General features: G+C 60.0%; 12 protein-coding genes and 1 pseudogene. 9 read left to right on the plus strand and 4 right to left on the minus strand.

What is annotated here, in order from left to right; all coding sequences use genetic code 11:
- Positions 1-18: 18 nt before the first annotated feature.
- The 3 genes from relA to I9H07_RS06360 all read left to right on the plus strand — a co-directional run bounded on the left by relA (position 19) and on the right by I9H07_RS06360 (position 3,781).
- Positions 19-2,262: a GTP diphosphokinase gene (relA, locus tag I9H07_RS06350; protein ID WP_024672452.1), complete on the plus strand. Its 2,244-nt coding sequence runs from the start codon at positions 19-21 to the stop codon at positions 2,260-2,262.
- 115 nt (positions 2,263-2,377) lie between these two features.
- On the plus strand, positions 2,378-3,211 hold the full coding sequence (gene mazG / locus I9H07_RS06355) for a nucleoside triphosphate pyrophosphohydrolase (RefSeq protein ID WP_024672451.1): 834 nt from the start codon (positions 2,378-2,380) through the stop codon (positions 3,209-3,211).
- A 30-nt stretch (positions 3,212-3,241) separates the two neighbouring features.
- Complete coding sequence (locus tag I9H07_RS06360; RefSeq protein ID WP_024672450.1) at positions 3,242-3,781, plus strand: DUF2058 domain-containing protein; 540 nt, start codon at positions 3,242-3,244, stop codon at positions 3,779-3,781.
- Positions 3,782-3,863: 82 nt separating this feature from the next.
- Here the strand turns inward: I9H07_RS06360 and I9H07_RS06365 are convergent, their stop codons facing one another.
- From I9H07_RS06365 to purM, 4 genes are all read right to left on the minus strand, one after another.
- Positions 3,864-4,043, minus strand: coding sequence for a hypothetical protein (locus I9H07_RS06365; RefSeq protein WP_024646803.1), 180 nt, complete (start codon positions 4,041-4,043; stop codon positions 3,864-3,866).
- Between the two features lie 556 nt (positions 4,044-4,599).
- A complete protein-coding gene (locus I9H07_RS06370) occupies positions 4,600-5,313 on the minus strand; it encodes a DUF3108 domain-containing protein (protein ID WP_024672697.1) in 714 nt (237 codons plus the stop codon).
- A gap of 8 nt (positions 5,314-5,321) precedes the next feature.
- A complete protein-coding gene (gene purN / locus I9H07_RS06375; protein ID WP_236423389.1) occupies positions 5,322-5,972 on the minus strand; it encodes a phosphoribosylglycinamide formyltransferase in 651 nt (216 codons plus the stop codon).
- Positions 5,972-7,030, minus strand: a complete 1,059-nt coding sequence (gene purM, locus I9H07_RS06380) for a phosphoribosylformylglycinamidine cyclo-ligase (protein WP_058391617.1) — start codon at positions 7,028-7,030, stop codon at positions 5,972-5,974. The genes purN and purM overlap by 1 nt, the downstream gene beginning before the upstream one ends.
- A gap of 340 nt (positions 7,031-7,370) precedes the next feature.
- Here purM and I9H07_RS06385 point away from each other — a divergent pair, with 340 nt between their 5' ends.
- The 6 genes and pseudogenes from I9H07_RS06385 (at position 7,371) to I9H07_RS06410 (ending at position 12,675) form a co-directional block, all read left to right on the plus strand.
- Complete coding sequence (locus I9H07_RS06385) at positions 7,371-8,447, plus strand: DUF2066 domain-containing protein (protein WP_024672700.1); 1,077 nt, start codon at positions 7,371-7,373, stop codon at positions 8,445-8,447.
- 39 nt (positions 8,448-8,486) lie between these two features.
- On the plus strand, positions 8,487-9,560 hold the full coding sequence (locus tag I9H07_RS06390; RefSeq protein ID WP_236423385.1) for an AI-2E family transporter: 1,074 nt from the start codon (positions 8,487-8,489) through the stop codon (positions 9,558-9,560).
- 216 nt (positions 9,561-9,776) lie between these two features.
- Positions 9,777-10,481: a DnaA regulatory inactivator Hda gene (gene hda / locus I9H07_RS06395; protein ID WP_007251488.1), complete on the plus strand. Its 705-nt coding sequence runs from the start codon at positions 9,777-9,779 to the stop codon at positions 10,479-10,481.
- Entirely contained in the window at positions 10,475-11,239 is a 765-nt protein-coding gene (locus I9H07_RS06400; RefSeq protein WP_024672702.1) for an NAD-dependent deacylase, read from the plus strand. The genes hda and I9H07_RS06400 overlap by 7 nt, the downstream gene beginning before the upstream one ends.
- A gap of 74 nt (positions 11,240-11,313) precedes the next feature.
- Positions 11,314-12,045, plus strand: a complete 732-nt coding sequence (locus I9H07_RS06405; RefSeq protein WP_024672703.1) for a C40 family peptidase — start codon at positions 11,314-11,316, stop codon at positions 12,043-12,045.
- A gap of 85 nt (positions 12,046-12,130) precedes the next feature.
- Positions 12,131-12,675 (plus strand): annotated as a pseudogene (locus I9H07_RS06410) (C40 family peptidase).
- Positions 12,676-12,910: the final 235 nt, after the last annotated feature.

Below are 12,910 nucleotides of genomic sequence, written 5' to 3' on the forward strand. Positions count from 1 at the left end.
GTAGGGAAGGTAAGCAGCATGGTACAGGTGAGAGCGAACCAGCCGATAAACACAGACGGCAGTATCAATCTCGACGCATGGCTCGATCATATTGTCAGCGTCGACCTGGTCCTGGACCGGGAAGTCATGAAACAGGCCTGTGAATTTGCCCGGCAAGCCGAGCAGAACGACAAGGCCCACAAGAATCATTGGGCAGACGGCACCTCCAGTTTCCAGACCGGTCTGGAAATTGCGGAGATCCTGGCTGACCTCAAGCTGGATCAGGATTCGCTGGTGGCTGCGGTGATTTACCGTGGCGTGCGTGAAGGCGTGATCCCGCTGCCGGAAGTCGAGCAGCGTTTTGGCTCGACCGTTGCCAAACTGATCGACGGCGTGTTGCGCATGGCCGCGATCAGCGCCAGTCTCAGCCCGCGTCAATCGTTGGTGCTGGGCAGTCAGGCACAGGTCGAAAACCTGCGCAAGATGCTGGTGGCGATGGTTGATGACGTGCGTGTTGCGTTGATCAAGCTGGCCGAGCGGACCTGCGCCATTCGTGCGGTAAAGAACGCCGACGACGAGAAACGCAACCGTGTGGCACGGGAAGTCTTCGACATCTACGCGCCGTTGGCTCACCGCTTGGGCATCGGCCATATCAAGTGGGAGCTGGAAGACCTGTCTTTCCGCTACCTGGAGCCTGAGCAGTACAAGCAGATTGCCAAGTTGCTGCACGAGCGCCGGCTGGACCGTGAGCGCTTCATCAGCGAAGTGATGTCCCAGCTCGACGACGAGTTGCAGGCCACCGGCGTGACTGCTGACATCAGCGGCCGAGCCAAACACATCTATTCCATCTGGCGCAAAATGCAGCGCAAGGGCCTGGCGTTCAGCCAGATCTACGACGTGCGTGCGTTGCGCGTGCTGGTCCCGGAAATGCGCGATTGCTACACCGCGCTGGGCATTGTGCACACCTTGTGGCGGCATATTCCCAAGGAGTTCGACGACTACATCGCCAACCCCAAGGAAAACGGCTATCGCTCGCTGCACACCGCCGTCATCGGGCCGGAAGGCAAGGTGCTGGAAGTGCAGATCCGCACGCATGCCATGCACGAAGAAGCCGAACTGGGCGTCTGCGCGCACTGGCGTTACAAGGGCACCGACGTCAAATCCGGTTCCAATCATTACGAGGAGAAGATTTCCTGGCTGCGTCAGGTGCTCGAATGGCATGAGGAGCTGGGCGACATCGGCGGTCTGGCCGAGCAGTTGCGCGTCGATATCGAACCGGACCGGGTGTATGTATTCACCCCTGACGGCCACGCTATCGATTTGCCCAAGGGCTCGACGCCGCTGGACTTCGCGTATCGGGTACACACCGAAATCGGTCACAACTGCCGTGGCGCGAAGATCAACGGCCGCATCGTGCCGCTCAACTACAGCCTGCAGACCGGTGAACAGGTCGAGATCATCACCAGCAAGCACGGCACGCCGAGTCGCGACTGGCTGAACTCGAACCTGGGTTACATCACCACGTCCCGGGCGCGGGCCAAGATCGTTCATTGGTTCAAGTTGCAGGCTCGCGACCAGAACGTTGCCGCCGGTAAAACCCTGATCGAGCGTGAGCTGGCGCGTCTTGCGCTGCCGCAGGTCGATTTCGACAAGCTGGCGGACAAGGCCAATCACAAGACCGCTGACGACATGTTCGCCGCCTTGGGCGCGGGCGATCTGCGTCTGGCGCAACTGGTCAACCTGGCTCAGCAGCAGGTCGAGCCGGATCGCGTCAACGAGCAACTGGAACTGATCCCGCGCAAGGCTACCGGCTACAAGCCAGGCAAGCGCGGTGATATCCAGATTCAGGGCGTCGGCAACCTGATGACGCAGATGGCCGGCTGCTGCCAGCCGCTGCCGGGCGACGCGATTGTCGGTTACATCACTCAGGGCCGCGGCGTCAGCATCCACCGCCAGGATTGCGCCTCGGTGCTGCAACTGGGTGGTCGCGAGCCCGAGCGGATCATTCAGGTCAGCTGGGGCCCGGTGCCGGTGCTCACCTATCCGGTGGACATCATCATCCGCGCCTACGACCGCTCCGGCCTGTTGCGCGACGTCACCCAGGTGCTGCTCAACGAGCGCATCAACGTGCTGGCGGTCAATACCCGCTCGAACAAGGAAGACAACACCGCGCTCATGTCCCTGACCATCGAAATTCCGGGTCTGGACGCGCTGGGACGGCTGCTGGGGCGGATATCCCAACTGCCGAACATCATCGAAACACGCAGGAACAGGACGCCCTAGGGGCAGCTATAAGCTGCAAGTTTCAAGCTGCAAGCTAAAGCGGATTGCGGTGGCTTCTAGCTTGAAGCTTGAAGCTTGAAGCTTGAAGCTAAACCGCTGCGACCGAAGGAAGCCCATGTATACAGTTCAAGACCTGCTTCATCTCATGACCCGGCTGCGTGATCCGCAGTTCGGTTGCCCGTGGGATTTGAAGCAGACCTACGCCAGCATCGTGCCGCATACGCTGGAAGAAGCCTACGAAGTGGCCGATGCCATCGAGCAGGGCGATCTCGATCACCTGCAAGGTGAGTTGGGCGACCTGCTGTTTCAGGTGGTCTTTTATGCCCAGTTGGCCAAGGAGGAAGGGCGCTTCGAGTTTGAGGGCGTGGTAGACGGCATTACCCGCAAATTGCTGCGTCGACATCCGCACGTTTTCCCGACCGGCGAGTTGTATGCGCCGCCGGAAACGCCGCGCCTGACGGATGATCAGGTGAATCAGCGCTGGGACGAGATCAAGGCTGAGGAGCGCGCCGGGAAATCCGCTGTGCCCGAGCAGTTGTCGCTGCTCGATGACGTGCCCGCCGCCTTGCCTGCGCTGAGTCGGGCAGCCAAACTGCAGAAACGCGCCTCGCAGGTCGGTTTCGACTGGCCTGCGGCATTGCCGGTCGTCGACAAGGTACGCGAAGAACTCGATGAAATTCTTGAAGCCATGGTCGACAATGACGCCGAGGGCATCGCTGAAGAAGTCGGCGACTTGCTGTTCAGTGTCGTCAATCTGGCCCGGCACCTTAAAGTTGATCCGGAAACTGCGTTACGCTCGGCCAATAACAAGTTCGACAGACGCTTTCGATTCATTGAACAGGCATTGCGTCACCTCCAGCGTCCCATCGAAGAGTGCTCGCTCGAAGACATGGACGCGTTGTGGGGCGAAGCCAAACGTCAGGAAAAGAGCACGCCCGGCTGCGGCTGAGGGTGCGGTAACGGCATAAGTGAGTAGACAATGAGCCTTTCCCTTCGCGACCAGTTGCTCAAGGCAGGTCTGGTCAACCAAAAGCAGGCCAAGCAGGTCGGTAAAGAAAAGCAGAAAGAGCAGCGTCTGGTACACAAGGGGCAGGCCCAGGCCGACGACTCGCAAAAACGGGCGGCGCAGGAAGCTCAGGCTGAAAAAGCCAGGCGTGACCAGGAACTCAACCGTCAGCAGCAGGAAAAGGTCGAGCAGAAAGCCCGCACCGCGCAGGTCAAGCAATTGATCGAAGTGTCACGCTTGCCCAAGCTGATCACCGAGGATTACTACAACTTCGTTGACGACAAGAAGGTCAAGCGGATCTCGGTCAACGGCATGGTCCGCAACAAGCTCAGCAGCGGCTCGCTGGCCATCGTGCATCACGGTGGCGGCTACGAGATCATCCCGCGTGAGGCGGCATTGAAAATCCAGGAACGCGACCCGCGCCGCATTGTATTGCTCAACACCCCGACCGAAGCGCCGGATGCTGATGATCCGTATGCGGCTTATCAGGTGCCTGACGATTTGATGTGGTAACCCGCTGACCCATCAAGACAAAACCCGCATTCAGCGGGTTTTGTCGTTTCTTGTTCTGAGAAAGTATTGTTCCCGAAAGGGTTCAGTGATTGCCCTGGCTTTCCTTCGCTTCGAGCTCTTCCTTGTAGCGAAGCGCATCGGACTTGACGTGGAACATGCCTACCAGTTGATCCTGTTGATGCACGTCCCAGATCTGAATGCCGTCGGCTACAGCTTCGTGGGAGAGGTGGGCGTCGTCGCGTTCAGTAACTCTGACAGTCATAGTAGTAAGCTCCTGACTTTGATGGCCTGAATGGTTAGGCCTCTGGATACTGCGGCGATGTGTCGCAGGCCTCTTTTATAGAATTTGTTAGCTACCTACGTAAATAGCCCGTTCAGGTTCCCGCCTGATCAGAAAATGACCGGACGCCTACAGGCCTTGCATGGCGTGGCCTGTAGAGGGGTAGTGGCAAAGTGAAGGATTTTTCATGTGCTTTGAGCGTACGGCGCAGGAAGATGACGCAGAGCGTCGAGAACTGCATTCCCACGCTGGAGCGTAGGGAACGATAATCGCAACTATCGTGCGACGCTGCGTAGGTGTGCCGTTCCGAGAACCACTATCGTGCGACGCTGCGTAGGTGTGCCGTTCCGAGAAACCACTATCGTGCGACGCTCTGCGTAGGTATGCCGTTCCGAGACACCACTATCGTGCGACGCTCCGCGTCGGCATGCCGTTCCGGACGCTCTGCGTCCTCTTCGCAGTTGGGGTGTGCTGTATCGCAGCCAATAAAAAGCCCCGCTGAAAAGCGAGGCTCTGTGTCACCGGCCTGTCAGGACAATCAGCTGCCTTTGACAGCCTTGCCGTTGACAGTGCCGTCGAGCAGCACGATGTTGTATTCCTTGCCGTCGGTTTCGACCTGTTGCAGGCGGACCAGTAGGTAATCCCAGTCCTTGGCGAACCACAGCACAGTGGTGCGCTTGCTTTGCGTCGGGTCGCGCACGCGCTCGACCTTGATCGCGTCGACCTGGCCGGTCTTGGTCTCTACTTTTTCAGAGCCCAGCACGCGGAAGTCATAAGTATCCACTTCGTCACCATCGACGACCTGATAGCTCATGCTCTTCTTGCCCATGGCAACGTCATGCTGCAACGCCAGCTGGTACGTGGACTTGTCGAGAATGCCACGGTTGAGTGGCAGCTTGATCGCGTCACCACGGTCGGTGCCGGTGACAAACTTGGTGTTCCAGTCGAATACCAGATCGACTTTCTTGGACTTGCCCAGACCACTGCGCTCGAAGCTGTAGGTCTGCGGCAGCAGCGCGTCCTTGTCGACTTTCAGCGTGCTGACTTCAGTCAGGCTGGCGATCATCATCGAGGCCTTGAAATTAAGCGTCCAGGTGCCATTGGCCCCGGCTTCCAGGCTGCGTTCAGCCGTGCCGCTCATGGGCAGTTGCTTCCAGTCGGCGGTGTAGCTGGCGGAGAAAGGTTGAAGGTCTGCAGCCTGTACAGCAGGCAGTGCGAGCAGAGCGAAAGCGAAGAGCAGGGCGCGACGCATAATATCTCCTAGATTCGAATCAAGTGGCCACTGGCCGGGAGTGGCTGGCCATCCAGTAAAGCGCCGTGTTCACTGAGCCTCAATCGGCCTTCTGCGAACCAGCGAACTGCCAGCGGGTAAATATGATGCTCCTGGACATGGACCCGTTGCGCGAGCGCTGCGGGCGTGTCGTGCAACTGTACCGAAATAACTGCCTGTACGACCAGTGGGCCGCCATCGAGTTCCTCGGTGACGAAATGCACACTGCAGCCGTGTTCAGCGTCGCCGGCCTCCAGCACCCGCTTGTGGGTGTGTAAACCTTTGTAACGCGGCAGCAGGGAAGGGTGAATATTGAGCAGGCGGCCATGATAGTGGCGGACGAATCCTGCGCTGAGGATGCGCATGAACCCGGCAAGTACCACCAACTGTGGCTGGAAGGTGTCGATCAGTTCGATCAGCGCCGCATCGAACGCCTCGCGGCCTTCGTAGGCGGTGTGATCCAGCACGCAGGCGTCAATGCCTGCGTCCCGGGCGCGTTGCAGGCCGAAGGCATCTGCGCGGTTGGAAATAACCGCGCGGATGCGGACGGGGCTGGCCCCGTCCTTGAAGCTGTCGATCATCGCTTGCAGGTTGCCGCCGGTGCCGGACAACAGCACCACGACATCGCAGATGGCTGGCATCAATGCGCCTTGAGGTTTTTCAGCTCTACTTGCGCCGCGCCTGCGGCAGCGGTCGCGATCTGGCCGATCACCCATGGCTGCTCGCCGGCTTCACGCAGAACGTTCAAGGCCGTTTCAACGTGTTCCTGAGCAACACAGATGACCATGCCGACGCCGCAGTTGAGGACGCGGTGCATTTCGTTTTCGTCGACGTTGCCTTGCTGCTGCAACCAGTCGAACACGGCCGGACGCTGCCAGCTCGCCACATCGACCACGGCCTGAGCGCCTTCCGGCAGCACGCGAGGGATGTTGTCCAGCAGGCCGCCACCGGTGATGTGCGCCATGGCCTTGACCGCGCCGGTTTCCTTGATCAGCTTGAGCAGCGGTTTGACGTAGATACGGGTCGGCGCCATCAGCAGTTCGGTCAGCGGTTTGCCGTCCAGCTGGATGTTTTCGATATCGGCACCGGCGACTTCGATGATCTTGCGGATCAGCGAGTAGCCATTGGAGTGCGGACCGGACGATGGCAGGGCGAGCAGGGCATCACCGGCAGCGACTTTCGAACCGTCGATGATCTCGGCCTTTTCCACGACGCCGACGCAGAAGCCTGCCAGGTCGTAGTCTTCGCCTTCGTACATGCCTGGCATTTCAGCGGTTTCGCCGCCTACCAGCGAGCAGCCGGCCAGTTCGCAGCCAGCGCCGATACCGGTCACGACCTGAGTGGCGGTTTCGACGTTGAGCTTGCCGGTGGCGTAGTAATCGAGGAAGAAGAGTGGCTCTGCGCCACACACCACCAGGTCGTTGACGCACATGGCGACCAGATCGATGCCGATGCTGTCGTGCTTGTTCAGGTTCAGCGCCAGACGCAGCTTGGTGCCCACGCCGTCGGTGCCGGACACGAGAACCGGTTGCTTGTAGCCAGCCGGGATTTCGCAGAGGGCGCCGAAGCCTCCCAGGCCGCCCATGACTTCCGGACGCTTGGTGCGCTTGGCGACGCTCTTGATGCGTTCGACCAATGCTTCACCGGCGTCGATGTCTACACCGGCGTCTTTATAGCTCAGGGAAGGTTGCTTGCTCATAGAAAATCCAGGCCTTTAGGGGGGATTCGGAGGTGTCGACCGCTGCGTTAGGACCCGTTCAGCACCGCGCTGTGATGCGGTGTTAAGGTTGGGCCCTGGCGATTGCCGGTCTGCGAAGGCGCGCGATTTTATCAGGCTTGCTCCCCAGGGGCCATCCTTGCGCCGACAACAGGGCGGTGTTGGGCTAAATAAACCTGACCTCGGGTGTGCGATCAGTACGAGCCCGGACGTTTAAGGTGTACTTTATGCCGAAATTGAATGATTGGCGGTTCACGGCTGTCCCAGGCTGTGCACCTCCTGAAGTTGCTTCTTTTTACTTTTTTCCGTTCGGGAACTGTCCATGCGTTTTTCCAGAATCCTTCTCGTCGGCTGTCTGTCCCTGATCAGCCTTCCCAGCCTTGCCGAAACGGTGAGCAATCTTTATCAGGTGCGCGAGCCGGTCAGTGGCCAGTCGCCCGATGAGCGTACGCGCGCCACCCAAGCGGCGGTTGAAACCCTGGTACTGCGCCTGACCGGCGACGCCAAGGCTGCGCAGGGCTCGGCGATTGCTGCGTTGCGCAAAGACCCGCAGCAAATCATCAGCCAGTACGGTTACGAGGCCGGTCCGCCGGAAACCCTGCTGGTGGACTTCGATCCGGCCACCACCGAGCGTGCGTTACGCGACGCCGGGCTGTCGATCTGGGGCAGCAACCGTCCTTCGATCCTCGGCTGGTGGCTGAATGACTCGGTTGAAGGTGCCAATCTGGTGGGCGATGGTCAGGCTGCTGCCGAACCGTTGCGACGTGCCGCACAGCATCGTGGTCTGCCCTTGCGCCTGCCGCTGGCTGACCTGAGCGAACAAAGCATCGGCGACGCGAAAACCCTGGAAGGCACTGACCCTGCACCGCTCAAGACGGCGTCCGAACGTTATGGTGCCGACGCGATTCTCGCCGTGCATGCCAGAGAAGAGGCCGGTCAGTGGCAAGGCAAGTGGCGCCTTTGGCTGGGCGACCAGCGCGAGCAGGGCACTGCGACGGGCGCAACCTCCGAAGCGCTGGCCGATGCGGTGCTGCTGTCGGTGAGCGAGCGTCTGGCGCCGCGCTTTGTCGCCAAGCCCGGCGCGTCGACCGGCATGCTGGTGCAGGTGCAGGGCATGACGCTGGAGCGGTATGCGCAATTGCTTCAGTTACTCGAACCGTTCGGCGTGCGTCTGAGTTCTGTGCAGGGGGATCGGGTGGTCTTCGACGTCAGCGGCAGCGCCGATCAGCTACGCTCGCAGATGTCGCTGGCCAGATTGCAGGAAGTACCCGCCAGTGAGGTGGCCGCTGCAACGGCGCCGGCTGCTGCGCCTGTCGACGCGGCAGTGCCTGCGACGGCACCTGCACCGGCACCGATGATTGTTCCGGCGTCCGCGCCACAGCTGTATTTCCGCTGGTAACCCGGCAAGAACGCTTTTCCATTGGGTTGAGGGATGTTGATGACTGATACGCGGCGTTGGTTCTGGATTGGCGGGCTGGCCTTGCTGGTCGCTTTCGTGGTGCTGCTGCACACGATCCTCACTCCGTTTCTGGTGGCGTTGCTGCTGGCGTACATGGGTGATCCGCTGGTGGATCGTCTGGAGCGCGCCGGGTTGTCCAGAACCTTGAGTGTGGTGGCCGTGTTCGGCCTGTTCACCCTGGTGCTGATGGCCTTGCTGCTGGTGCTGGTGCCGATGCTCGCCAAGCAGCTGTTTCGCCTTTACGAACTGGCGCCGCAGATTCTCGACTGGCTGCAGCATTCGGCTATGCCGTGGGTGCAGGCCAAGTTCGGTCTGGCCGACGGGTTCTGGAAGTTCGACAAGATCAAGGCGGCGATTTCCGAGCACATGGGCCAAGCCGGAGATATCGTTTCTATCGTGTTGTCCCAGGCTACGGCGTCGAGCCTGGCGCTGATCGGCTGGCTGACCAATCTGGTGCTGATCCCGGTGGTGTGTTTCTACCTGTTGCGTGACTGGGACATCATGACCGGCAAGATCCGCGGTCTGCTGCCGCGCCAGCGTGAAAGCCAGATCGTCAAACTCGCGGGCGAATGCCATGAAGTGCTGGGCGCGTTTATTCGCGGCCAGTTGCTGGTCATGGTCGGTCTGGGGGTGATCTACGCGGCCGGGCTGATGCTGGTCGGGCTGGAGTTGGGGCTGTTGATCGGGGTGATCGCCGGTCTGGCGGCCATCGTGCCTTATATGGGCTTCGTGATCGGTATCGGCTCGGCGCTGGTTGCCGGGCTGTTCCAGTTCGGCGGTGACCTGTACCCGATGATGGGGATTGTTGCAGTGTTCATGATCGGTCAGGCCCTTGAAGGCATGGTCCTGACACCGTTGCTGGTGGGTGATCGTATCGGCCTGCACCCGGTGGCGGTGATTTTCGCGATCCTGGCTGGTGGCGAGCTGTTCGGTTTCACCGGCATTCTGCTGGCCTTGCCCGTGGCGGCGGTGATCATGGTGCTGGTGCGCCACATGCACGACGTCTACAAGGACTCGGAAATCTACGCAGGCGCAGAAGATCCCGAATTGTAAGATTGAAACAGGCCTCTACGCAGCTCTGCGCAGAGGCCCACCGGAATGGCGCATGCGCTGCGCCAAACCACCTTTCTCAATCCCCGCTTTCCTCGCCCTGACGCAAACCTTTGATTTTGCTTGAGGTCTGTCGCATTGTGCGACCCGCCTCACGGGTATAAACTTCGTGGACTTTACACAGAGGCCCTTGACGGTTTGCATGAGCCGTTAGTCAGCATGAAACCGATTCAGCTGCCCCTGAGTGTGCGTCTGCGTGATGACGCCACTTTCGTCAATTACTATCCAGGCGCCAACGCCGCTGCACTCGGCTATGTCGAGCGGCTGTGCGAAGCCGATGCCGGATGGACGGAAAGCCTCATTTATCTGTGGGGCAAGGACGGAGTAGGGCGCACGCACCTGCTGCAGGCCGCGTGCCTGCGTTTCGAGCAGATGGGTGAACCGGCGGTGTACCTGCCGTTGGCCGAAGTCATAGATGAAGGCATTGAACTGTTCGACCATCTGGAACAGTACGAACTGGTCTGTCTGGACGACCTCCAGGCCGTGGTCGGCAAGCCGGACTGGGAAGAAGCCCTGTTTCACCTGTTCAACCGTCTGCGTGACAGCGGCCGTCGCCTGCTGATTGCAGCGTCCAAATCGCCCCGCGAACTGCCGGTCAAGCTTCCCGACCTCAAATCCCGCCTGACCATGGCGCTGGTGTTCCAGATGCGCGGGCTGTCCGACGAAGACAAGCTGCGTGCCCTGCAACTGCGTGCTTCACGGCGCGGCCTGCACCTGACCGACGATGTCGGTCATTTCATCCTGACGCGCGGTACGCGTAGCATGAGTGCCCTGTTCGAATTGCTGGAGCGCCTCGATCAGGCCTCACTCCAGGAAAAGCGCAAGCTGACCATTCCCTTCCTTAAAGAGACGCTTGGGTGGTAGATCAGGCGCTGGTCTTGCAGACCGCAGCCGCGTTACGCCATGCCAAGCGGATTCTGGTGATTACCGGGGCTGGCCTGTCGGCAGACTCTGGCTTGCCGACCTACCGCGGCGTAGGCGGGCTCTATAACGGCAAGACCGATGACGGGCTGCCGATAGAAGTGGCCTTGTCCGGGCCGATGCTGCGCCGTGACCCCGAGCTGTGCTGGAAATACATCGCCGAACTGGGCAAGGCTTGTCTGGGCGGTGAGCCTAACGTGGCCCACTACGCAATTGCCCAGTTGCAGCGCATCAAGCCCGAGTGCTGGGTGCTGACCCAGAATGTCGATGGCTATCATCGTGCTGCTGGCAGTCCGCCCGAGCGACTGATCGAAATCCACGGGCAACTTTCGCCGTTGTTCTGTCAGTCCTGCGGCGGGGAGGATTCGCAGCTCAGCGAGCACTTGCAGCGCCCTTTGCCCCCTTTATGCCCCGCATGTAGTGGCATTTTGCGACCGCCCGTCGTTCTTTTTCAGGAAATGCTCCCGGAAAGGGCACTGGAAACACTGTATGAACAACTAGCTACGGGCTTTGACGCGGTCCTGAGTATCGGCACCACCGCCAGCTTCCCCTACATTCATGAGCCGGTCATTCGCACCCGTGTTTCCGGGGGATTCACCGCAGAAATCAATCCGCAGCCAACCGATCACAGCACTCAAATGGATGTATTTCTGCAAGGCCGTGCGGCACATGTCATGGCGGAACTCATAAGTCACATCTAGTTCGATTGAATTTGCAAATCGCTTTCATTGCGGGCATAGTCTCGGCTTCTTAACAGTCAGCCACGGTTGTGCCCATGCAAGTTGTTCGCTTTGCACCCCTCGTGCCTCTCGCACTCGTCACTTTCCTGTTCGGTTGCTCGGCCAATATGCCGGTTGCACAGCACGAACAGGCGCAGCCGGTTCCTCGCTATCAGAACACTGTCACTGCCCAGTCCGCAGCGCGTCACGACGACGCCGCGACCCTGCAGGACGAGATGGCTACCGAAGACGAACTGGCTCAGTTCGCTGATAACAAATCCTACAAACTGCCGGTTCTGGCCGACAGCATCCTGGAACGTGGCAAGTCTCTGATCGGTACGCGTTATCAGTTTGGCGGCACTTCAACGTCGTCAGGCTTCGATTGCAGCGGTTTCATCGGTTACCTGTTTCGTGAAGAGGCTGGCATGAGCCTGCCGCGCTCCACTCGCGAAATGATCAACGTTGACGCTCCACTGGTTTCGCGCGGCAACCTCAAACCGGGCGATCTGCTGTTCTTCAGCACCCGTGGCCGTGGCCGCGTCAGCCATGCAGCGATCTACGCCGGTAATCAGCAGTTCATTCACTCCAGCAGCCGTCGCAGCGGCGGTGTGCGCATCGACAGCCTCGATGACGCGTACTGGAGCAAGACCTTCATCGAGGCCAAACGGCCTTTGGCGATGGCACCGGGCACAGTGGCTGTGAAATCAACGCCGGTTGCCACGCAGACAACTGCGATGACATCGACTACAGTCAAGACGGCGTCCAAGCGGCGCAACGTGAATAAATAGAATTCGCTGACAAGGCCTTCGGGTCTTGCTGCGTTTTTGAGCTTGTCGGCAGCGTAAGCCGCATCCAGATCAGGTTGTTGTGGTTATGTCGATTGCTTTGCGCCTGATGGTCATCTCTGTTGCTGCGTTACTGGGTGCTTGTGCCAGCGCGCCGCCACCCCCCAAAGCCCCCGGATCGTTCAGCGTCCGGTGGTGACTGCTCCCCCTCAGATTCTTTCCCCGGCCGCCGAAGACGTGCTTTTCCGTGCGTTGGGGCTGGTGGGCACACCTTATCGCTGGGGCGGCAACACGCCTGACTCCGGTTTTGACTGCAGTGGTCTTATAGGTTATGTCTATCGTGATGCGGCGGGCATTTCTTTGCCGCGTTCGACCCGTGAAATGATCGTGATGGGCGCGCCGAATATTCGTCGCGAGCAGCTGCAGTCGGGCGATCTGGTGTTCTTCGCCACATCGGGTGGCTCGCAGGTGTCGCATGCGGGGATCTACGTCGGTGAAGGCCGCTTTGTGCATGCACCGGCCACCGGTGGCACAGTCAAACTCGACAGCCTCGACAAGCCCTACTGGCAACGCGCCTACCTCAACGCCAAGCGCGTAATCCAGCCAGCGAACCTGGCGCAGAATCGGCCGTAAGCGCTTCGCTCGCCTGCGGTCTGCCGGGAACCCCCAGCAAAACCTATCGTGCGACGCTCCGCGTCGCCATGCCGTTCAGGACGCTCTGCGTCTTCTTGCGACGCAGAGCGTCGTGAACTGCATTCCCACGCTGGAGCACTAGGTCCTGATGAGCCCGGAAAATAGGGCTTTCAGGCTTCTGTCCATAGGGCGTAGCAGCGAACCGGGCGACGCTTCGCTTGTTCGCTAAGGCAGT

Origin of the sequence: Pseudomonas syringae (assembly GCF_023278085.1) — a bacterium.
In the GTDB taxonomy this organism is placed as follows: Bacteria; Pseudomonadota; Gammaproteobacteria; order Pseudomonadales; family Pseudomonadaceae; genus Aquipseudomonas; species Aquipseudomonas syringae_Q.

Coding starts and splice junctions, on each gene's coding strand:
- mazG (WP_024672451.1), top strand. CDS start 2,378: ATGTATACAGTTCAAGACCTGCTTCATCTCATGACCCGGCTGCGTGAT.
- I9H07_RS06405 (WP_024672703.1), top strand. CDS start 11,314: ATGCAAGTTGTTCGCTTTGCACCCCTCGTGCCTCTCGCACTCGTCACT.
- I9H07_RS06385 (WP_024672700.1), top strand. CDS start 7,371: ATGCGTTTTTCCAGAATCCTTCTCGTCGGCTGTCTGTCCCTGATCAGC.
- purM (WP_058391617.1), bottom strand. CDS start 7,030: ATGAGCAAGCAACCTTCCCTGAGCTATAAAGACGCCGGTGTAGACATC.
- I9H07_RS06360 (WP_024672450.1), top strand. CDS start 3,242: ATGAGCCTTTCCCTTCGCGACCAGTTGCTCAAGGCAGGTCTGGTCAAC.
- hda (WP_007251488.1), top strand. CDS start 9,777: ATGAAACCGATTCAGCTGCCCCTGAGTGTGCGTCTGCGTGATGACGCC.
- purN (WP_236423389.1), bottom strand. CDS start 5,972: ATGCCAGCCATCTGCGATGTCGTGGTGCTGTTGTCCGGCACCGGCGGC.
- I9H07_RS06365 (WP_024646803.1), bottom strand. CDS start 4,043: ATGACTGTCAGAGTTACTGAACGCGACGACGCCCACCTCTCCCACGAA.
- I9H07_RS06370 (WP_024672697.1), bottom strand. CDS start 5,313: ATGCGTCGCGCCCTGCTCTTCGCTTTCGCTCTGCTCGCACTGCCTGCT.
- I9H07_RS06390 (WP_236423385.1), top strand. CDS start 8,487: ATGACTGATACGCGGCGTTGGTTCTGGATTGGCGGGCTGGCCTTGCTG.
- relA (WP_024672452.1), top strand. CDS start 19: ATGGTACAGGTGAGAGCGAACCAGCCGATAAACACAGACGGCAGTATC.